Raw genomic sequence first — 20,489 nt, 5'->3', positions numbered from 1 at the left:
CAGAACACACCATCACATTTAGATGCTGTGGCTGATATGGATGGGAACGGAAATATTTATGGGACATCTACCAGAGATTACCCTGCCGATTTACAGAATCTGTTTGCTGGAATTTTTAGCAACAGCAATGTCAACACTCAGCCCTTGTTGGTGTTGTGCGCCAGCATCAGCGCGTAGGCTCACCAACAAGTTTGGCAACATGAAGTGTGTCGAGAGATGAAGAGGGAGGTAGCGCTTGTTAAAATTAGTTAAATCTTAAAGATGGATTAAAAATCCATTTTATTTGAAGTTCGGCATGCACTGCGCTTACATGTCGAACAGCGTGGTGAAGTAATAGAATCTCCACCTTATCCCGGAGCAAAACCAAGTTTTCTGATTGAAGATAAAATTGAGAACAGCGAATGGCTTAGTAGATTGGTTCGCATCTCATTAAAAGAGTTGCCCGAAGCAAAACCAAAAAAGAAATAATAATCTGTTTATATCCAAACTCAACTGTTCAACATGCTACCGTATGTTACACAATAAACGCTATTTTCAAATTTTGAGTTTATACTTGGGAATATTAACAAGGAACACACCCGACAGGATGATGAACATGGCAGCAACTTGTATGGTATTGATAGATTCACCCCCAACCAATACGCCTAGCAATACAGCCACCATCGGATTTATGTAAGAATAGGTACTAACCATGGCTACGGGTTTCGTTTGGATCAGCCAAACAAACGCGATGAATGTTAAGGTAGTGCTGAGTATAGCAAGAAACAACAAGGCGAACAGTGAATCGATACGGATGGCCTGCCAATTAAAACTGGTTGATTCATTTGAAAGCAAGGATACCACAATGGCAAAAACACCAGCTGCCAACAGGTGTATGGAAGTTTTTGCATAAACAGAAATGCTACTCTGGTTGCCCCTTAAACGAAGTGACCCGATAACCCAAAGCATACTGCCCGCAACCATCACGAGTATAGCTTTGGTTTGTGTAAAATCAACACCCTGAAATTGGTTGGATGACTTTTGAGACATGAGAAGAAGTACACCGGCAAGCCCTGCAATAAGTCCGGTCATTGTCCAGTAATTTTTAAAATTGATGTGCCAGTGTGATTTATCCAAAACGATAAACCAAAACGGAGTAGTAATGATTAAGGACGCCAGTGAAGAGGGTAAATATTGCTGAGCCCAGACAACGGCAATAATACCGCCTCCAAAAATTATAATGCCCCAAAATGAAAAACTCAGGATCTCCTTTACCGATGGCATGGGTTGTTTTCTAAAATAACAATAGCCTGTTAAGAGTAATCCGCCAATCAGAAATCGCAATGCCGACAACAGGAATGGTGGGAAAGATTTAAGCGCGATGGAAACGCCAAAAAATGTGGACCCCCAAATCAGGTAGATGGCTGCAAAGGCAAGAATGGTTTTTTGTTTCTGTCGATTCATTTCTTAATCATGCTATTTCTATTCAAAAACACAATGTCGTTTAGTTAAGTCTTTTTTATGGCCTCACTTCCAATCCTCTCTGGGGAGAGGATGAATAGGGAAGCTTAACTAACCGACATTGATTTATAAACAGATTGTGTTTTACTTTCACGACCTAAAAGTCCATATTTGTTGGATGATGTAAATAATCCAGATTTTAAATATCAGCTAATCCAGATATGAATCTTATAAAGCAATTAATAATAATCGATGCCCAATCCGATACACCGGTTTATATTCAAATAAGCAATGGCTTTATTCAACATATTCGGCAGGGAAGATTTAAGAAAGGGTTGAAATTGCCAGGATCAAGAAAGATTGCCACACTGCTACAAGTCAATCGGATGACGGTGGTAGCCGCCTTGAATGAATTGGATGCACAAGGCTGGATCGAAACACTTCCGAGGAAAGGTACTTTTATCAAAAAGATACTTCCTCTTTTAACACCCGGGAAGATAACCGAAGAAACAAGGGTTTTCACAATAGCTGACAAAACCGGCTTCCAATATGATGAAAAGAGAATTATACCAATTGAACTCTCGGATTTTCCCCCAACCGATAAACTGATATTTAACGATGGGTTCCCGGACGTTCGCATTGCCCCAACTGAACAGCTGATTAAAACCATGAGACGGCTTTCAAAACTGGCTTTTCAAAAAAAATACCTGATGTATGGCGGTGCACAAGGAACCATCATGTTGAGGGAAACTTTGTCTGCATTTTTAAATGAGACCAGAGGTTTGCCAAGCTCCTCTGAAAATATACTTATCACCAGAGGGGCGCAAATGGGATTGTACCTTGCTGCATCTATAATCTTAAAACCCGGTGATGTCGTAATTGCAGGCAGTCCTGGTTATGCTGCAGCTAATCTTACTTTTCGGCAACTCGGTGCTAAAGTAATCCACTTACCTGTAGATGATAAAGGAATCAATATTGACACGCTGGAAGAAATCTGCCAACGGCAGAAAATAAAAATGGTGTATGTAATTCCACATCATCACAATCCTACTACTGTAACCTTATCATCCGAAAGAAGAATACGACTGCTTGCGTTAGCGGCAAAGTATAAGTTTGCAATTATTGAAGACGACTATGATTATGACTTTCATTATTCCAGTAAGCCCATTATGCCAATGGCAAGTCTCGATCGGAATGGTCATGTAATTTACATCGGAACGTTTACCAAAACCCTGGCACCGGCTATTCGGTTTGGCTTTATCGTTGCTCCTGCATCGTTTATTCGTTCGGCCACTCATCTTCGAAAATCAATCGACACACAAGGAGACAGTCTGATGGAAAATGCCATTGCTGAATTATACAAAGACGGAACGATGGCAAGGCATATTAAAAAATCGGTAAATCTGTATAGAGAACGCAGAGATCATTTGTGTAAACTATTACAAACAGAATTGGGTAAGCATTTATCTTTTGACATCCCCGCAGGAGGAATGTCGGTTTGGACAAAATTCCACAAGGCCGACTTATCCATTGTTGCTCAGCGCGCGTTGAAAAATGGACTCATCATTAGAAATGGAAAAGACTATGATACGGATAAAGTAAAGTACAATTCGGTAAGACTTGGCTTCGCTTCTTTGAATTTTAACGAGCAGGAAAAAGCAGTGAGGATTTTAAAAACATGTCTGTGACCAAATCAATGGTATAAATCTTGTGGCCAGGGCATCAATTGAATGTCACAACAACATATCATTGCAGTAAGCATACCTATTTGCTTGAATGATTCATCATACTGTTGCCTGACTTCGATTTTGTGTTCCATTTTGTCCTGTTTTAAGTTTACGTTTCGTGTAAACCTATTTCAGGACTAGACAGACACTACAAACAATTTCACTTACTCATACCGCAGTGCCTTAACAGGATTTGCCCGTGCTGACCTCAGCGTATGGTAACTGATAGTGAGTAGTCCGATAGCTAATGCCAGTACACCACCCAAAACAAAAACCAGCAGATTAATATTTATGCGGTAAGCAAAACTTTCCAGCCAACCATGCAGCGCTATGTAGGTTATCGGACTTACAATTATAAATGCAATGGCAATGAGCATAGCAAAGTTGCGTGACAACAAAACAGTGATCTGGCTTTCAGTAGCACCTAAAACCTTTCGTACACCAATCTCCTTTGTTTTCTTTTCAATGGTAATGGCTGCCAGACCAAACAAGCCAATGCAAGAAATTAGAATGGATAGACCTGCCATTATCGCCACCACAGCACTCATTTGTTTGTCAGAGCGATATACTTCTTCAAAGTGTGCATCTAAAAAAGTGTAATCGAAAGGGTAAGAGGGTACTTGTTCGTCCCATACCTTTTTAACTGCGGCTATACCTTCTTCCGTACGACCCTTTTCTATTTTTACTGAAAGCTCGCTATAACCCCACCCAGGATGTACCACCAGCGCCAGTGTGTTCACTTTATAATGAAGGGAGTTGAAATTAAAATCTTTCACCACACCTATGATGGTTCCCAGCGAGTCGTTATCATACCAACCGTGGCCTGCTTTAGTGCCAACTGTTTCTTTTAGTCTAAGTTCATTCGCAAACGATTCATTAATCACAAATGCATATCCATTATCGGTTAGGTTATCTTTTGAAAAGCCACGACCTTCTTTTACTTCTATGCCATACACTTTTAGGTAATCATAATCTACATTTACATTAGATGGAGTAATGGATAGCACACCTGTGTCGGCAATAACCTTGAAACCCCACTGGTGAAAATTGTTACCCAGGCGCTGGCCACTGGCAGTAACACCAAGTATCATGGATTGCTTTTGCAATTCATTTTTGATTGTCTCAAATTTTTCGTTGGCTTCACGATTCATGTTCACCAACAACATCTGGTCTTTATCAAAACCAATGTCAGATTCTTTCATAAACGATAATTGCTGAATAACAATTAAAGTACTCACCATCATAGCGATGGCCAATCCAAATTGAACCACCACCAGCGTACTGCGCAATACCGACTTTCCTTCGCCCTTGTTGCCACCTTTTAAAACACGCGATAAATCAAACGAAGTCATATAAAAGGAAGGGTAGATGCCTGTAAGAATGCCTAACGAAAGTGTGCCCGCAAGTACTACTGACAATTGCCAACCATTTTGAAATAATGGGAGTATGCTTAGTTTTCTTCCGATCAAATCATTAAGCATTGGAATGAAAAGTGCATCTAATAACAAGGCAACCACCAATGCGAAAGCAGAAAGCATAACCGACTCAAAAATAAACTGACCAAACAACTGAAAATTTCTGGCACCCACTGACTTACGCACACCAATTTCTTTCCAGCGATGAGAAGCACGTGCGGTGGTGAGGTTCATAAAATTAACAGCTGCTATCAGTAATATAAAGGCAGCGATTATATAAAAGATAGTCAGATAAGATCCATTAAACTTTCTATAGTTAATGTAATCATGTTCAATATCATTAGATGCCAGGTGCACCTCATTAAGCGATTGCAGAAATAACTTGTAAGTTGTGTTGATCTCGGGGTCGTCTATATAACGCGAAAGAAAGGAAGGAAATTTTTCTTCCATGGCACTAATGTCTGCTGTGGGTTCTAACAACAAGTAAGTGGTCATCCAATTTCCACCCCATGAATTATTAACATTATTCTCTCCACTGGTGTAACTCACCATAGAGAGCAGCGCATCAAATTGAATATGAGAATTTTCAGGAATGTCTTTTAAAATTCCGGTAATTTGATAATCTCGTCCATCCCAGGAAACAGTATTGTTGAGTGCATCACTCGAATTTTTAAAAAACTTCAGAGCAGTTGATTCGGTAAGTAAGATAGTAAGTGGTCGATCCAGACACGTATTGATATCGCCCTGAATTAGTACGAAATCAAAAACATCAAATAAGGTGCTATCCGCCACCATTACATTTTCAATCAACTGTTTAGTATCATCCTTGGTAATTAGTTGTTTGCCGTGTAGCCAAAAGCGTACATACGATTTAACTTCAGGAAAATCCCGCTTTATGGCAGGGCCCATACCCGGCATAGATAGCGCTACCTTTTGTTCATTAGTGCCTGTGAATTTTTGTACTTCATCCAGACGGTAGATATTTTCTTTTTTCGAATGGAATGCATCAAAACTTTGCTCGTCAGACACAAACAAATAAATGGCCACACAAGCAGCCAAGCCAACGGCTAAGCTAAATACGTTGATAAACGAAATCATTTTATGTTTAAAAATATTTCGTGTACTGATTTTAAAATAGTTGCTGAAAAGGTAGTTATTCATAACCTTGTATCTGTTAATTTTTTTGATGGCAAAAGGGCGTAAATAGTTTATAGTTTGATACCAGTAATTCAGTTTGGCTTTGTGCTTTGATTTACTTTTCAGATCAGCATGAAACTTTTCATCCAGATCGCCTTCTACTTCTTCGGCAATATCTTCCCGGAGAAAAGCCCTTAATAACTTTTGTGCTAACCTGGGAGGGCCTAGTTTATCTTCCATTACATTCCGAAACTTAATTTGGAAGTTGCAAAACCAGGGAACTGCTCCCATAGCGACTGCTTGAAGTCACGTGCAGCGGCAAGCGTTTTCTTTCCATAAGCAGTAATGGTGTAAATGCGTTTTCTCCTACCACCTCTTTCAGCAGTCGATTTTCCCATTTCTGATTTCAGAAATCCCTTTTCTTCTAAGCGGGTAAGGGTTGAGTGTACAGCGCCAATTGATACTGAGCGGCCAGTTTGTAATTCAAACTCTTCGGCAACTTTGTATGCGTATGCCTCTTCACCTAATATTCCTGTCAGTAACAAGATCACTTCCTCGAATTCCCCAAGCCGTGTTTCAATCATATTATACTAAATTGTAGAACTAATATACGGAGAACCGGATTATTTGTTCTACTATTTAGTACCAAATCGATAATAATTTGGGTAAATGCCTGTAACCGACAGGTTTTTAGTGTGCTATAGGTGCCATTGAATTGGAAGAGACTTGTCTACAAAATGGCCTGAGCTACCATTAATTGTCGTTTAGTCTTTTAATGAACAGTTAATCTGCCTTAATGAATCCACGTCAGCAATTTGTTTGGTCATCACTATCTTTATCTACTTCTGAAGAAAAGATTTCCAAGCAGAGACCACCAAATTCAAGAAGATCATCAAAAGTATACGGATCGTGTAGCCTGTAGCCATTAATAATGATTGTTGGTGTGTAGTAAATACTTGAGTTTTTAATCCATTTTTGAACCTCAGAGATATAAGAAATAAGAGCTTTATTTTCAGCCGAAGGATATTTCATTATGAATTTATCGACATCTGTATTTTGATACCAGGTATCCAACATTGTCTCAATGTCTTTCGGTGAATTCATGAAACCATCTTTTGAAAGCGCATAGCTTAACATGGCTTTCAGGATAATCATTTTTGATTTATATTGATTCCCCAATGCAAATCGAATGGTTATGCCAATCTGCTCAGTATACCGTAGTTTTAGTTTTTTAAGAATATCAAAAGCTTCCGAGCACGGACCACATACAGGGCTGATTACAGCTACCACCTGACAAGGTGCCTTGCTGTTTCCAATCTGTAAATCAGTTGGAAACGAGTGACACACTTCTTTGTTTTGGTTTAGTAATCGCATTTTAAATAAGTCAGGATTTCTCTTAAATCGTTTTAGCAATAAGTTTTTAGTAAGTGTATCATTTCGTTCTTCAATAAGGGGTCTTAGATTCATCCAAATGATTCCTGGTAAAAGGAAAATGCACATTATCGACAGAAACATCCCGTTTAAATTTACTTTTGTTTGGCTTTCAAATGTGATGGCAAGCAAAATCATAAGACACAAACAAATGCTAATTGAAATACATAATGCACACCACTTCTTAACAATAAATTGCTGGTAATAAATTGAAATGATTAATGGAACACTGCTTACATAACAAAGCAGTTGAATGATGGTATTAGTAATATCTTCCCATTCTCTCCCTTCTTTTATTATAACAAGGTTAATAATACCTAGAAAAAAAAACATAGATATATCTGATATATGAATGTTGAAGGGTAATGGTTTGAATTCCTGAATAACTGATTTACAAGAAAGTGAATTTGACTCACGACATATCTTAATTGAAAAATCAGAAGTCTTGCCTAATTCTACTAATACTGCTTGCCATGATAAAAAGGCTCCTACAGCTGATAAACCAAACAAGTAGATGTTTTTTGGTGCAGTGTTATAAAGTAGTATTATAGCCAATGATATTAGCGTTACCGCGAGTAATATCATCCAAGTATTTTTTAATGTTCGTTGCTGTTCAATTTTTTGTAACTCATCTGATTTGAAGGACTGAGATTCTTTTTGAGCCAGTATGACTATTCCATTCCAACGATCCGAAAAGTTTGGAATCGATTTTTCAGGTAGAGCAATATCTTTAATAAAGTAAAACGACTTTCCGTCTACAAAAGCAAGAGCTGGACCATTAAGCGATTGAAGGTCATCAAGATTTAGTTCTATAGCATTATTTGATATAGAGAGCTCATCGAGTAAGCTGGTTATGCAGAATGCAGATGGAAAATCAGGATGTGAAACGAGTCTTTCTTTTATATACCTTTTGTCAAGATGGGTACCGAGTTGTTTAAGTAACCGATAGACTTCTTGCGTAAGATCGTGTTCCATGTTATTTACATTCTTTAAGTGTTACAAAAAATAAGAGGGCTCGAAAGCCCTCTTAAACTTTAATTTATTTACAATTAGCAGAATTCTGCGCAAGTGTAAATCTTCAATTCAGGACAAAACACACGAGGCCCGGTTACTGAATTACAACCACCTACAATAGCTTTTAATTGATCTTTGCTTAATGGCTTGATTGTGCTGTTTTTTTTGATTAGATCTTTCATTTGGTTAATGGATTATTATTTTCACTTACTCTTTTTTTGGGTTTTCAGTTTCCCCCATTGTTAATGTTAACTGATTATGCTTGTAATAAAAATATCATAATCAGCCTATTAGACCTTTTGAACTTTTGATTATAAAGTTTGAGCTCTGTTTGATACGATTTTCACGTAATCTATTAGAATTGATTACTACACTACTGTTTAGAAAGTGACTTCGGATGTCAATTATAATAAGTAGTGTTTATGGTGGTAGATTTTGCCATTATCGGAGCATGGCGTTCATAATGCATTCCTTTCACTTGTACCTCACATTCTTCATTAGTGGAGAAAATCAAGAACTGATTCGAGAATGTCTTAATCTTATAGAGATTTAAACATTTCGAATAATGAAAAAATTGAATGTGATCGGTATTAGCATTGTCATCTTCATACTGTCATCTACATTGACTTCCGCACAAACATGGAGGAAACTACAAACGGAACCCTATCGCGGTAAGCAAGATGATATTTGTTTTGTTAGTGAAAAAATTGGCTGGTATGTAAACGGCTATGGAAAAATTTTCAAAACTGTTGATGGTGGCGAGCAATGGAAACTACAGTTTGAACAAAGGGGATCGTTCTTCAGGGCTTTGGCTTTTGTTGATAGTCTTCATGGATATGTAGGAACTGTGGGTACCGATTATTTTCCTAACGTTACTGATACCATACCCTTGTACAAGACAACCGATGGTGGTAAAAGCTGGCATCCTGTTTCATACAAAGGGCCATACGTAAAGGGCATTTGTGCCATTGACATTGTGAAGGAGCAATTTATAAATCATGGTGTGATAGGATATAGACATCACATTTATGCAGTGGGTAGAGTAGGAGGCCCTGCTATGTCAATTATTTCTAACGACAACGGTGAAACTTTTGTCTCGCAACCTTTTACAGGTAATGCAAGAATGGCATTTGATGTTAAAATGTTTGATAAGCGAGAAGGATTTGTCTGCTCGGCCACCAATGAAGACATAAGTCAATCGAATGCTTTAATACTACAAACCAAAGATAGCGGCAAAACCTGGAAAGAGGTTTACAGATCTGATAGACCTTTTGAAACTACATGGAAGATTTCTTTCCCAACCAGAAAAGTAGGTTATGCAAGTATACAATCGTATAATCCTGATCCTGCTGTAAAACAACAACGCATAATAAAAACCACTAATGGTGGTGAAACGTGGGTTGAGCTTAACGTATGTGAAGATGCCCAGGCCAGACAATTTGGAATTGGTTTTATTGATGAGAACCACGGTTACTTAGGCACCATGAGCTCTGGCTATGAAACGAAAGACGGTGGCAATAGCTGGACAAAAATTGATTTAGGTACGGCCTGTAATAAAATAAGATTTTATAAAGAAGGTGAGCAAACGTATGGCTATGCGATTGGTGTTCAAGTATTAAAATTTGTACCTGAGAAGTAACGGTTTTCACTCTTTAGCTCTTCGATATGTTCTTGGCTCTTCGACATGTTTCCAGCGATTTTAAAAATTGATTTTGGTTCAACAACAGCGACCGGTCAGACCGCTTCTTGTTATTGTATACAGCGGTCAGACCGGTTGTTATAGCTGTTGTACAGTTTGTACCGCGGTGCAGCCTTGGTGTAGGCTATCCTGCTTAAATTTTGTTAATTAGCATATAAGCATAAACCCTGCTCAATGCCTAAAGAAATTAAGTCATATCGCCTGGATAACCAATACTTGTTTATTCACAAGGAAGCAATAACCGATAGCGATTTTGGTCTTGACAATACAGCTGAGCTGATCGATAATGGCTTTGGGATTTATTCTTCTGTAAGGGTAAAAAATAAAATTGGCCCTTTAAAATCTGAATTTTATCGGGTTGCTATGTGCCGGAGAGGTTTCGTTACGGTCGACTGCGGACTGGAGACCTTTACACATCAGCGCAATACCATCCATTTTAATTTCCCCTCGCAATTGTTTTCGCTCTACAACAAGAGTGACGATATGTTTGCATACTACATTCTCTTCACTGAAAAGTTTATTGAAGATATTTTACCTTTGAATAGCATTCAACAGCAGTTTCCATTTTTGGATTACGAAGGTGTTCCTTTCTTTCAGCTTACAGAAAGCGAATCGACAGAAATTGAAGAATTGTTTTTTAAAATAGATAATGAGATTAAACGAAATCAAAAACTGCTAAAGCAGGCAATTCAACTTTATATAAAATTGATATTAATAGCGGCTAACCGAAGCTACGAAAGGCAAAAGTTGGCCAAAAAGGTAGAGCCAAAAAAGGATGGAACTGTAGTAACACGCTTTAAAAAATTAGTAGGTCAGCATTTTCTTACCAAAAGAAGCGTGAGTGATTACGCCTCCATATTGGCAATAACGCCAAACCACCTGAGTAAATTGGTGAAAGAACAAAGCGGCAAAACCGCCAGCAGTTTTATCGAAGAAATGTTGTTAATGGAAGCCAAGGCATTACTGCGCCATACAGAACTCACTATTTCAGAAATTGCCTATCAACTTAACTTTTCCGATCCTTCGCATTTTAATAAATTCTTTAAGAAGGGAACCGCCCTTACCCCCCTCCGCTATCGTAATCAAAAATGATTATACCATAAAAGGCATAAATGCTACCATAAACTAAACTCAGTTTCATCACATTTTTGATTCATATTAACAAACACTAGAATATGATACAAAAACAACTCTTGAGTACAGCATTCTTGCTTATTGCCTTAGTTCACAGCCCCTCGGCATGGTCTCAGCATAATGCAGGCAACAATGGAAAAGTTTTATTGATAGCGTCTAATCCATCTATCAGTAAGCAAACTGGTTGGCCAATTGGCGTATGGGCCGCTGAAGTAATACACCCTTATTGGGAATTTATAAATGCAGGATACTCTGTAGATATTGCAAGTCCTGATGGCGGTGAAGTAAAGATTGACGCATTTAGCGATCCGGAAGACGCGAGTAAATATGCAGCCTGGGATTATTTGTCTTTAGGGTTTTTAAAAGATCCAACTAAAGCCGCCCTCTTAAAAAACACGCTCAAATTATCTGCAGTGGATCCAAACGACTACAAGGCCATTTTAGTTTGTGGCGGTCAGGGTCCGATGTACACATTCATAGATAATACGGAGCTTCATAAATTCTTTGTAGATTTTTACCAAACAGGAAAACCAACAGGAGTAATTTGTCATGGAACCTGCATTCTATTGAAAACAAAACTTCCAAACGGAAAATATCTAGTAGAAGGTAAAAACTGGACTGGTTTTGCTAATACAGAGGAGAACTATGCGGATGCTTACGTTGGTCAGAAAATTCAACCGTTTAGGATACAGGATGAGGCTGAAAAAATGCCAAACAGCAAATTTGTAGTTGCCCCTATGTTTCAATCATTTGCAGTTAAAGATGGAAATTTAATTACCGGGCAACAGCAAAATTCAGGTTCAGAAGCAGCGAAACTTATTATTGATCAATTAGAAGAGGATAAAACCCGCTATCCAACCTACGTATTGGTTCATGGTGCATGGGCAGATGAGAGTGCCTGGGGTTTTATTCGCAATCAATTAGCAGTAAATGCCAATGTTATTGTGGTAAATCTTCCAGCACATGGTGCGGACAATACTTACGGAGTAGGAGTTGGCTTAAACGATTATGTGAAGACCGTTACGAAAGAAATTAACAACGTAAAGGGTAAAGTAATCTTAGTCGGTCATAGTATGGCAGGTGTTGTAATATCACAGGTAGCGGAAAACATGCCAGCAAAAATTGACAAGCTGATTTATGTGTCGGCTTATCTGCCTAAAAACGGAGAGAATGTAAGTGGCATCACCAACAAATTTTTAAACAATAAGCCTATTGAAGTTTTTGAATTCAATAACGATTATTCACTGGTAAGTATTAAAAAGGATGCCATCGCTAATGTTGTGTGTGCAGATTGCCCTGATTACATGAAAGATGCCTTGGTGAAATATCACAGAGCTGAGCCTACAAAGGGTTTAAATGATAGTGTAGTTTTAACTTCAAAATTTACAGGAATACCAAAATATTATATCGCTACAAAAAATGACTATGCTGTCCCATTTGCTTTACAACAACAGATGATTAGGGATAATGGAACTGTTAAAAAAGTTTTTGAATTACCAACATCACATTTGCCATTCGTTGTAATGCCACAAGAATTTCTGAACATCCTTTCTCAAATTAAGTAAAATGCTTAAAAGATTTTTTGGCTGCATTGTTATCGCTTTATCACTGAGTGTGGGTAAATCATTTGCTCAGCTCAATGAAAGTGATACCATTAGGTTTCAATTCAGAACAGGCGTTACTGGCATTTACCAGCAAGGAAATGTAGCGCTATTAAATATTAGAGGCAGAGTGGACTTAACATTATTATTGCATAAAGATTTGGTGTTTAAATCACAAAGCAGCAGTTTGTATCAGGCCTTCTATTCGGTAGAAGCAGATAACGATATTTTTAGCCGGAATTTTATTTACTACAAACCACAGCGTAAAGTTTATCCATTTGCTATTACTTTTGTTTCTACTAATTACCGCAGAAAAATTGACAATAGGTATTTTGCTGGTGGTGGCTTTACTTATCAGGTTATCAATACAAAAATTAATGTGTTGAAGCTTTCGGCAAGTACAGTTTATGAAGCCACTAAATTTGCCAATAGCTTTTATAATTATTCTGAATATAATGGTAATAATAACATCAATCTTTGGCGAGGCACGCTATATGTTGGTGGCTGGAGCTATTTAGCAGATAAACATATGCGCTTGTATTATGATGCTTATTGGCAACCTGCTTTCGATAATAGTAATAATTACAGGACTCAATTAGATGTAGGATTGGATTTTCCCATTTGGAAGGGTTTATCCTTTAACGTTGTATATGCCTTTACGCGAGAAAATGTTGTAATAGAAGAAATACTGCAAGAAGATAAGATTCTGACTTTTGGATTAGCATACAATTTGAAGAGTAGATGAAAATGAATAACTCCATATTACTGATCATTCTGGCTATTTCGGCAGGAGCCATGATACCTTTTCAGAGCGCAATGAATGCAGATTTAGGCAAGAGCCTTCAAAGCCCATATTTTTCGGCACTTTCTGTATTTATAATTGCAGCTATTGGCTTAACTATTTTTATTCTGATCACTAAGCAAACACTTCCAGGTGTACAACACTTTACAAGCGCACCTAAATGGAGTTATTTGGGTGGTATTTTGGGTGGAACATACATTTTATTAATTGTACTTCTTGCACCAAAATTAGGGATCGGAAATGTAACTGTACTGGTTTTGTTGGGCCAGATTTTGGCTGCTATGGTCATTGATCAATTTGGGTTGTTAGGAGCAACCATTCATCTTCTAAATTGGCAACGATTACTTGGTGTTGTTTTGCTAGTAAGTGGCGTTTATTTAATCAAGAAATTTTAGGATGAAAAAATGATGATTAATCGTTCGTTTATCTTTACAGATGTTTTTATACAATTCACTTCAATCGCAACTTAAGAAATGATTCTCACCCATTTCAATCAATGTTTCCGAAGTGATGCTGAGCCGATGTTAAATATTAACTCAGCGGATATATAACGCCTGAGGCTACGGAATTTTAATCTTGCTATGAAAAACTATTTCGTTTTTAAAAAGATTATTTTTTCAACTCTATTAATATCTGCCATTCTTTAAAACATAATTACAAAAACCACTTTTCTCATAGCTGCGTCCGGTTTCGGATGCAGCTTTTTTGTTTTTGGCGTATACCCTTTATGAGGTATTACTAATTCAATTTTGTTTAGTTAAGTTTCCATATTCACCCTCTCCTTTCGGGAGCACTGGAGGTGAGGCCAAGAAAAGTATTAGCTAAACAACATTGAATTGTTAGTTCGCTCAATTTTTATTCTCATCCGTTTGGAAAAGTGAAAAAGAATTTCTTAAATTAGTTAAGCAATACTGAATGGGCTCAGAAACTTGTGTGCAGAAAAAGTGAATTTTATTTAAGTAACGTACCTGGCTGTATCCCTGTCCTTATCTGAACTAAGTAATAGTAAATGGAATTAATAGACTGATAGCAGCATAAGGTAATGTTGCGCGCTCCCTTTTCTAAAAATAAATTTTACTGATTTTATTTTTACCAGCATACTGATATCGTATTGCTTGGCGAAGGTTTTTATCGATTATATCTACGTTGTATACAATGCTAATTAATGACAGAGCATATACTTATTTCTCAACAGAGTTTCCTGCCGCGGTGACGCTGTATTTTACTATTCGCGGAGACCCATTTATAAATCTCAAAAACGAATTAACACCCTACCCAATTCCTAATATTATAACCCCATATTATAACCCCCAAATATCATGGCATACTATCCTTCCCTCCGTGATTACAAAACAAAAAGTGAACGCGTTCGCATTATTGAAAATATCCAACGCCTTAAAAGTGCTCTTGAGCAAGAAGTGCCCCGAAAAAACCTCGAAGAAAACCTACTGATCGCTACCTGGAATATTCGCGAATTAGGTAAAAATGATAAAGCGGTACGCATGCGCGAATCGTTGTTTTACATGGCCGAAGTCATTTCTTCATACGACTTGGTTGCTGTGCAAGAAATTGGTAACGACCTTAAAGATTTAAAAGAGCTTGTAAAAATCCTTGGCCCCGAATGGGATTACCTGATTACCAACATCACCGAGGGTGCCTCTGGTAATGGTGAGCGGTTAGCATTTCTATTCGATACCCGAAAAGTAATCTTTCGAAAAGTAGTAGGTGAAATTGTATTGCCTGATCCTAAAGGTGCATCGGCAAAGCAATTGGCGCGCACTCCGTTTATTGTAGCCTTTCAATCGGGGTGGTTTAAATTTTATATTACCACCGTACACATCTATTATGGCAAAGCCACCAAATCTTCTGCCGAATACAAAAGACGTGCAAAAGAAATTAATGATGTAGCTACCTTTTTAAAAAAGCGCACCGCCAAAGAAAAAGAAAATCACCTCATCCTGGGCGACTTTAACATTACGGGTCGCGATAAAAATGATGCTACCCTGAAGGCTTTGCTCGATGGTGGTTTTAAAATACCACCTGCCTTGCTGGCGTTAAGCAATGCAAATACCAATGCCGATGGCACCATGCCCTACGACCAGATTGCCTACATCGATCAGCCTGGCTACATGGAGTTTAATAACAATACCAACAGCGTAGGCATCTTTAACTTCTTTCAGCATGTGTTCCGCAAAGAAGACGAAACCATATTTGAAGGCGAAGTAAAAAAATCAAAACTAAGTTACAAGCAGTGGAAGACATTTCAGATGTCTGATCACTTGCCATTGTGGATCGAGTTTAAAGTAGATTTTTCTGAGAACTATCTCAATAAACTAAAGACAGAAGAGTACAAAAAGTAAAACGGAATAAGCCGAAAATCCGAGTAGATTATAAATTTTAATTTTAAGGCAATGGAAAAATATAAAACTTTGAATGAAGAATTGTTAAAGTTAATCCTGATAGCAATTACAAAAAGTCCGAACAGTTAGCAGGCCTTTAGCAAGGGAGAGGAGTACCTAACCAAAGCTTTGCTCCTTATGTGTAGGTCAATGGGGCATACAGTTTAGTGCTTAGAAAGTAGCTCCTTGAACAAATTCCAAAACGTTAAGTAATAATCAATAAACATCTTAGAATAGAATTTTCACTTTTAATCAGAAATGTCCATGAAAATAGAGTTTGAAATAAATGATTCGGAGGCTTATATCTTAGTCCCAGCATTACAACAGGCTGCATCGCAAGCACTTGATGTAAAAACTTTTGAGGTTTTACAAAAGGTTACTCGCGAAATTTTGGAAGACATCCAAAACGGAGTCTATATTTTTCAGCAGCTAATTAATTATCTGCACCCATATACAAATGGAAATTCTATACTAAAATCTTCTAAGTTGATTCTAAACCTTGGAATCTCTCAAAATTTTATAAATAGTTCGCAGGGTCTTTACTATGTATTAAGCTACATTTTGGGAGTGTTAGTTGCGACTCGAAAGCCTGGTAAAAATCCAAGCAGAATAGCAATGACCGAAATAGTAAAATTAACAACAGTTGAAGATTGTATTAATCTAATTCAAGATCACTATGAAAAATCATAACTATTTGTCATTAACACTGGCATTAACTATCATCATTACTGTGTATAGTACATCAGCACAATCTCAACAGAGTCAACCTAGAGACAGTGTTGTTTTCAAATTAACTATAGCAAAAGCTTCGGACAATGATTTTACAAAAGGAAAACCCGCAGAATTTATTGGAACATTTCCTTCTTCAGATACAGTTAGCAATAGTTGGCTTACGAATGCACTTATAGAAACAAGTTTAGGGACAGCTATAAGCCGGTGGAGTTTTGGTCTGACTGCAGAGTTACATCGTAACACATTGATTGAAAAGAAACAAGATGTTAGACAACTTGGAATTTCAATGGGAAAAGTCATCGTTCTTCAAAGACAGTCAATTGGTTCTTCTTCATTTGAAATGCCTTTAACTCTTAACTTTAAAAATTCAGAAGACAAAATTAAGGATAAAGAAGAGTTACAAGCTATTCTTGGGTTATCTTTTGATAGGTTGGTTGGTGTACAAATACTTAGAACAAAATCTCTTTTTCCAGCATATGGAAAGAGGCTTGCTCAGGTTTTAATGTTTTCTCATGATCATAATTTTGGTTTAGCCTACCTAGGAGATGGGAAAGCTGTTTTGGGGCAATTTGATTTTGAATTTAACTTATTTTTTCTTCCAATACTTTCAGATTTATTGGTGGATAGATATGATCTTTTCAAAGCTCAATTTACCTACAATGGAAGATCCGAATTTATAAATGAAGTTGACAGAGATTTGGATACACAATTCAATTTTCAAGTGGGTATAAACTTACCATTCGGATCTGATAATCAGAATAGCTTAGGTATTGCTCATGATTGGATCAAAGGTGCTGATCCGCTCAAAGGACTGGATGATCAACAATACAGAACATTAACTGTCAAGGCGAAAATTATTATTAAATAGAAGAATTGATTTTGAGAAGCACACTATCTAAATTTATCGCCTTCGAAAAAACACAAATTTCCTTATACCACTGTTTTGCCTTGTAAGGAATCTCCAACTTTGAGAACGATTTTGGAATCAAAATATATCGATAAGTATTGTTGTGATCTTCTATAATAGATTGTTTAAAAATGTAAATCTATTTTATGCAAATTAATGAAACAACCCGAAAAATTTTGGTTGATAGGCACGAAACAGGCATGGGTTTTCAACTTGTATTAACACTAAACCAAAGTATTTATGCCGTCTTTAATGGTAGCCGAGTGTTTGAAATCACAAATTCGTTATTGGACTTACCAACTATTGAGGAAGAACTTGGCGATGAGGAATACATCGATGTTAAAGATGTACTTAAAATTGGAAGCTTACCACTTTTTACACAAACCGGTATTGTAAATCCCGGATACCTTGGAGTTCCTGCTAGCTTTCCCCTCATTAAAGAATACACACTTCAGTCACCTACGATTTTCTATCGCATTATTGCGCATGGACCTGCTGATTTTAGGTATAATAATGGACAGCTATCTCCAAATACTTACCTTACAACAATACTAGACAAGGGATACGCAAATACAGGTTTTGCCGTGGTAGGTCGCTACGCATTACCTGTGCCGCTGCCCGGGAGGTATTGCATTGAATATGAAGTGCCCGCTGGCACAGTGATTAAGTCGGGTACAGTTGCGCCAAACTTTGGTCAGGCTGGTGGAGGTGTAGAAGTACTTTTAACATCAAAGACCAAAGTAACGAAGAGAGGGTACCAACTCTTGTCCGATTATTGATGACGACTCATAATTGTTGCAAGTGTTAACCTTCGATAATGTCTGTTAAACACAGTTGGTGCAGGAGGACTCATAAGCAAGAATACCCAGAACCTTTGTTGGTGATGCCTCTTCTCTGCCTTTGTTGGTGTTGTGCGTTTGCACAAGCGTGAAGACTCACCAATAAGCCGCGTAACTTAACTTGGGTTGAGAGATGAAAAAAATATTGGTGCAGCTCCCACATTCCTGCACGCAACACCAACAATGGCAAGTCAAAACAAAAGAAAAAAGTAAAACCTAAATCTTCGGTAAGTAGTAATGCTGAACATCTGCTTCTTTGAATAACTTTACAAACAAACTCAACCGCACACAATGGACCCTGAAAAACTCCCCCTCACTAATTGCCACACGCACATTTTCAAAGCAGACCATGTGCCACCTTGGTTGAGTAAATCCTATTTACCGTTTGGTACAGCCTACCTTATAAACACAGCTGTGATTGTCGGATTGTTTCGTGCCTGGTATAAACTCAGAGATTATTTCGTACATAAAATTTCATGGCTCGAACGTGCAAGACGCATCTACGCACAGATAGTGCTGGGAATCAGTCAAAATACAATTATTAAAATTGTATTTTATATAGTCGGTTTATGGATTTCGCTTCAGGTATTATTTTTTTTATTCGATCTCCTCGCACAGTATTTCCCTGTAGGAGATTCAACAGAAAAAAGCTGGTTACAAGTAAGTCGGGATTGGCTAACGAATAACGGAATTCTCGTTGAAACGCTAACCAAAACAACTTATTGGATATTAGTTGTAGTCGTTTTATTATTCGTGAAGTCCGGTCGCAATCTTATCCTATTTTTACTCAAACGATTTTTTAAATTCTTTGCTCTTTTACCAGGCAAGGAAACCACTAAATTCATTAGTCGTTATGTTCTGGTTGGCCGTTTTGCTTTTTATAAAAATCAAAGAGACATCTTTGGTCGTTTAACTAAGCAGTATCCACAAGGCAGTCGGTTTATAGTTTTGCCAATGGACATGGAATTTATGGGTGCCGGTTTACCCAGAGAGTCTTACGCTCAGCAGATGAACGAACTCGTTAGCATCAAGCAAGATCACCCAAGTGTTTTTTTGCCTTTTGTTTTTGTTGACCCAAGACGTATAACAGCACAAAAATTAAACAATCTTCAAAAGGATTTTTTCAGTTATCGAATAGGACCCAATAAAGAAATCTTGTTGCAAGATTGTGATATGCGTGATTATCTCGAGAAGTATGGATTCAATGGTTTTAAGATATACCCTGCTTTGGGCTATTATCCCTTTGATGAACATCTGCTTCCTGTTTGGAAATATGCTGTTGATCATGATCTGCCAATTATTACACATTGCATAAGAGGCACAATTTTCTATCGGGGTAAAAAGAAAAGTGAGTGGAATATGCACCCGGTTTTTAAGGAAAAAGTAGGTAATGACGAAATGCCGATGCTGCTAAAGGAAAGAAAAAATCGGGAATTCTCAATTAATTTCACACACCCGCTTAACTATCTCTGCTTACTAAAGGAGCCGCTGTTGCGCATAGTAGTTGGAAATGCCAAAGACCCAAGGATTAAGGAAATGTTTGGCTTTACAGATTTCGAAACGCCACTGCTAAACAATTTGAACGACTTGAAAATTTGCTTTGGCCATTATGGTGGTGAAGATGAATGGTTAAAATACTTAGAAGCGGATAGAGATACCTTTAGCAGGGCACTCATCAGCAAGCCAAATGGTATTGACTTTATGCGTAATTCCAATGGACAATTCTCGCACGATAAACTAGCGCAAATGTGGAAAAGTACCGACTGGTATTCCATTATCAGCAGCTTGATTTTGCAGCATCCTAATGTATATGCCGATATCAGTTACACACTGCATGATGCTGGTATTTGGCCACTACTGAGCGATACATTGGATCGACCTAAACTGGAAGGTGAAACGCGAAACCTGGCTGAAGGTATTTTATACGGAACAGATTTTTATGTAGTGCGAAATCACAAATCAGAAAAGCAGTTGTTCGCTGAATTGAAGTTCAATCTTTCGACTAAGAATGTAGATATTATAGCCCGCGATAATCCTATGCGTTTTGTGAAATAAATTTCTATAATTATAGATTGAGTTTGGTTCATGTTATTAGTAGAATATAATTGAAAGTGATTATGATAGAGCACAAACTTTTGCAAACAACGCCAACAAAATCGTGCTTGTTTTTTACTACTTTGTAGGAAACTATTGGCCCTGCCTTTGTTGGTGT

The 20,489-nt window shown here is 37.6% G+C and carries 15 protein-coding genes; 11 read left to right on the top strand and 4 right to left on the bottom strand.

Annotation, left to right across the window (positions count from 1 at the left end; translation table 11 throughout):
- Positions 1 to 534 precede the first annotated feature (534 nt).
- Entirely contained in the window at positions 535 to 1,443 is a 909-nt protein-coding gene (locus SanaruYs_RS18825; RefSeq protein ID WP_127124166.1) for an EamA family transporter, read from the bottom strand.
- Between the two features lie 218 nt (positions 1,444 to 1,661).
- Between SanaruYs_RS18825 and pdxR the strand changes: the two genes are divergently transcribed.
- Complete coding sequence (gene pdxR, locus SanaruYs_RS18820) at positions 1,662 to 3,128, top strand: MocR-like pyridoxine biosynthesis transcription factor PdxR (protein ID WP_127124165.1); 1,467 nt, start codon at positions 1,662 to 1,664, stop codon at positions 3,126 to 3,128.
- A 203-nt stretch (positions 3,129 to 3,331) separates the two neighbouring features.
- Here the strand turns inward: pdxR and SanaruYs_RS18815 are convergent, their stop codons facing one another.
- The 3 genes from SanaruYs_RS18815 to SanaruYs_RS18805 all read right to left on the bottom strand — a co-directional run bounded on the left by SanaruYs_RS18815 (position 3,332) and on the right by SanaruYs_RS18805 (position 8,125).
- Complete coding sequence (locus tag SanaruYs_RS18815; RefSeq protein WP_160118724.1) at positions 3,332 to 5,959, bottom strand: ABC transporter permease; 2,628 nt, start codon at positions 5,957 to 5,959, stop codon at positions 3,332 to 3,334.
- Entirely contained in the window at positions 5,959 to 6,303 is a 345-nt protein-coding gene (locus SanaruYs_RS18810) for a PadR family transcriptional regulator (RefSeq protein WP_127124163.1), read from the bottom strand. The genes SanaruYs_RS18815 and SanaruYs_RS18810 overlap by 1 nt, the downstream gene beginning before the upstream one ends.
- Positions 6,304 to 6,526: 223 nt before the next feature.
- Complete coding sequence (locus SanaruYs_RS18805) at positions 6,527 to 8,125, bottom strand: vitamin K epoxide reductase family protein (protein WP_127124162.1); 1,599 nt, start codon at positions 8,123 to 8,125, stop codon at positions 6,527 to 6,529.
- Between the two features lie 604 nt (positions 8,126 to 8,729).
- On the opposite strand from SanaruYs_RS18805, the gene SanaruYs_RS18795 reads away from it, so the two are divergent.
- The 10 genes from SanaruYs_RS18795 to SanaruYs_RS18750 all read left to right on the top strand — a co-directional run bounded on the left by SanaruYs_RS18795 (position 8,730) and on the right by SanaruYs_RS18750 (position 20,332).
- Positions 8,730 to 9,803 carry a WD40/YVTN/BNR-like repeat-containing protein gene (locus SanaruYs_RS18795; protein WP_127124160.1) on the top strand — a complete coding sequence of 358 codons (1,074 nt, stop codon included), beginning with the start codon at positions 8,730 to 8,732 and terminating at the stop codon, positions 9,801 to 9,803.
- 234 nt (positions 9,804 to 10,037) lie between these two features.
- The gene (locus SanaruYs_RS18790; RefSeq protein WP_127124159.1) at positions 10,038 to 10,955 is read left to right on the top strand and encodes a helix-turn-helix domain-containing protein; all 918 of its coding nucleotides are present in this window, start codon (positions 10,038 to 10,040) and stop codon (positions 10,953 to 10,955) included.
- A gap of 83 nt (positions 10,956 to 11,038) precedes the next feature.
- On the top strand, positions 11,039 to 12,562 hold the full coding sequence (locus SanaruYs_RS18785) for an alpha/beta fold hydrolase (protein ID WP_127124158.1): 1,524 nt from the start codon (positions 11,039 to 11,041) through the stop codon (positions 12,560 to 12,562).
- A gap of 1 nt (position 12,563) precedes the next feature.
- The gene (locus SanaruYs_RS18780; protein WP_127124157.1) at positions 12,564 to 13,343 is read left to right on the top strand and encodes a DUF481 domain-containing protein; all 780 of its coding nucleotides are present in this window, start codon (positions 12,564 to 12,566) and stop codon (positions 13,341 to 13,343) included.
- Between the two features lie 2 nt (positions 13,344 to 13,345).
- The gene (locus SanaruYs_RS18775; RefSeq protein WP_160118723.1) at positions 13,346 to 13,795 is read left to right on the top strand and encodes a DMT family transporter; all 450 of its coding nucleotides are present in this window, start codon (positions 13,346 to 13,348) and stop codon (positions 13,793 to 13,795) included.
- A 924-nt stretch (positions 13,796 to 14,719) separates the two neighbouring features.
- On the top strand, positions 14,720 to 15,760 hold the full coding sequence (locus SanaruYs_RS18770; protein WP_127124155.1) for an endonuclease/exonuclease/phosphatase family protein: 1,041 nt from the start codon (positions 14,720 to 14,722) through the stop codon (positions 15,758 to 15,760).
- Positions 15,761 to 16,063: 303 nt separating this feature from the next.
- Entirely contained in the window at positions 16,064 to 16,489 is a 426-nt protein-coding gene (locus SanaruYs_RS18765) for a hypothetical protein (protein ID WP_127124154.1), read from the top strand.
- Positions 16,476 to 17,399 carry a hypothetical protein gene (locus SanaruYs_RS18760; protein WP_127124153.1) on the top strand — a complete coding sequence of 308 codons (924 nt, stop codon included), beginning with the start codon at positions 16,476 to 16,478 and terminating at the stop codon, positions 17,397 to 17,399. Before SanaruYs_RS18765 ends, SanaruYs_RS18760 begins: the two co-directional genes overlap by 14 nt.
- Before the next feature lie 185 nt (positions 17,400 to 17,584).
- Positions 17,585 to 18,217 (top strand): hypothetical protein, encoded by a 633-nt coding sequence (locus SanaruYs_RS18755; RefSeq protein WP_127124152.1) that lies wholly within the window; start codon positions 17,585 to 17,587, stop codon positions 18,215 to 18,217.
- A 351-nt stretch (positions 18,218 to 18,568) separates the two neighbouring features.
- Positions 18,569 to 20,332: an amidohydrolase family protein gene (locus tag SanaruYs_RS18750; protein ID WP_127124151.1), complete on the top strand. Its 1,764-nt coding sequence runs from the start codon at positions 18,569 to 18,571 to the stop codon at positions 20,330 to 20,332.
- Positions 20,333 to 20,489 lie beyond the last annotated feature (157 nt).

This window comes from Chryseotalea sanaruensis (assembly GCF_003990915.1).
Taxonomy (GTDB): Bacteria; Bacteroidota; Bacteroidia; order Cytophagales; family Cyclobacteriaceae; genus Chryseotalea; species Chryseotalea sanaruensis.
This window is presented reverse-complemented; position numbering and strand designations above follow the sequence as displayed.

What these genes read in the sequence shown, in the direction of transcription:
- SanaruYs_RS18790 (WP_127124159.1), top strand. Translation starts at nt 10,038, where the DNA reads ATGCCTAAAGAAATTAAGTCATATCGCCTGGATAACCAATACTTGTTT.
- SanaruYs_RS18795 (WP_127124160.1), top strand. Translation starts at nt 8,730, where the DNA reads ATGAAAAAATTGAATGTGATCGGTATTAGCATTGTCATCTTCATACTG.
- SanaruYs_RS18785 (WP_127124158.1), top strand. Translation starts at nt 11,039, where the DNA reads ATGATACAAAAACAACTCTTGAGTACAGCATTCTTGCTTATTGCCTTA.
- SanaruYs_RS18805 (WP_127124162.1), bottom strand. Translation starts at nt 8,125, where the DNA reads ATGGAACACGATCTTACGCAAGAAGTCTATCGGTTACTTAAACAACTC.
- SanaruYs_RS18780 (WP_127124157.1), top strand. Translation starts at nt 12,564, where the DNA reads ATGCTTAAAAGATTTTTTGGCTGCATTGTTATCGCTTTATCACTGAGT.
- SanaruYs_RS18770 (WP_127124155.1), top strand. Translation starts at nt 14,720, where the DNA reads ATGGCATACTATCCTTCCCTCCGTGATTACAAAACAAAAAGTGAACGC.
- SanaruYs_RS18825 (WP_127124166.1), bottom strand. Translation starts at nt 1,443, where the DNA reads ATGAATCGACAGAAACAAAAAACCATTCTTGCCTTTGCAGCCATCTAC.
- SanaruYs_RS18750 (WP_127124151.1), top strand. Translation starts at nt 18,569, where the DNA reads ATGGACCCTGAAAAACTCCCCCTCACTAATTGCCACACGCACATTTTC.
- SanaruYs_RS18775 (WP_160118723.1), top strand. Translation starts at nt 13,346, where the DNA reads ATGAATAACTCCATATTACTGATCATTCTGGCTATTTCGGCAGGAGCC.
- pdxR (WP_127124165.1), top strand. Translation starts at nt 1,662, where the DNA reads ATGAATCTTATAAAGCAATTAATAATAATCGATGCCCAATCCGATACA.
- SanaruYs_RS18815 (WP_160118724.1), bottom strand. Translation starts at nt 5,959, where the DNA reads ATGGAAGATAAACTAGGCCCTCCCAGGTTAGCACAAAAGTTATTAAGG.
- SanaruYs_RS18760 (WP_127124153.1), top strand. Translation starts at nt 16,476, where the DNA reads ATGAAAAATCATAACTATTTGTCATTAACACTGGCATTAACTATCATC.
- SanaruYs_RS18765 (WP_127124154.1), top strand. Translation starts at nt 16,064, where the DNA reads ATGAAAATAGAGTTTGAAATAAATGATTCGGAGGCTTATATCTTAGTC.
- SanaruYs_RS18755 (WP_127124152.1), top strand. Translation starts at nt 17,585, where the DNA reads ATGCAAATTAATGAAACAACCCGAAAAATTTTGGTTGATAGGCACGAA.
- SanaruYs_RS18810 (WP_127124163.1), bottom strand. Translation starts at nt 6,303, where the DNA reads ATGATTGAAACACGGCTTGGGGAATTCGAGGAAGTGATCTTGTTACTG.